Origin of the sequence: Cellulomonas sp. IC4_254, assembly GCF_011603975.1 — a bacterium.
Classification (GTDB): Bacteria; Actinomycetota; Actinomycetes; order Actinomycetales; family Cellulomonadaceae; genus Cellulomonas.
Genome location: NZ_JAANNB010000403.1, coordinates 1 through 542, shown reverse-complemented (window position 1 = coordinate 542; position 542 = coordinate 1). Strand labels below are relative to the sequence as shown.

The 542-nt window shown below is 67.2% G+C and carries 1 protein-coding gene; it reads right to left on the bottom strand.

What is annotated here, in order from left to right; translation table 11 throughout:
* Nucleotides 1-511 (bottom strand): calcium-binding protein (locus tag G6556_RS20060; protein ID WP_277344813.1); only part of this gene is annotated, 511 nt, incomplete at its 3' end.
* Between the last annotated feature and the right edge of the window lie 31 nt (nt 512-542).

Sequence of the window (542 nt, the reverse complement as noted above, 5' to 3'; positions counted from 1 at the left end):
TGTCGTCGTCGTCGGTGCCGGTGATGGTGAACCGGACGTCGTTCTCGATGGTCTCGCGGTCCCAGGTGGTGCCGTCGTCGAACTGGAACGTGCCCTTGTAGGCCAGGGGGTAGTTCTTGTTGGTCTCGGCGTAGACGTACCAGTTCTGGAAGGTGACTGATCCTTCGGGGTGGGTCAGCAGCAGGTTGCCCGTGCGGGTGACGGTGACGTCCTGGGGTGCCAGGCCGGGGGGCATCGTCACGATCGAGTCGTTCCCGGTGTCGGCGATGGTGTCGTTGCCGGTGCTCAGCACGTAGGTGTCGGCGCCGGCGCCGCCGTCGAGGTAGTCATCGCCTGCCCCGCCCACGAGGGTGTCGTTGCCGTTGTTGCCGTAGAGCTTGTCGTTGCCGTCCTCGCCGTGGAGGTGGTCGTGGGTGGGTCCGCCGCGCAGGGTGTCGTTGCCGGGTCCGCCGTGGATGGTGGTGGGTCCGGTGCCGGCGGTGATGGTGTCGTTGCCGTCGAGTCCGTGCATGGTGGTGGGGCTGTAGGGCACGGAGGTGAGG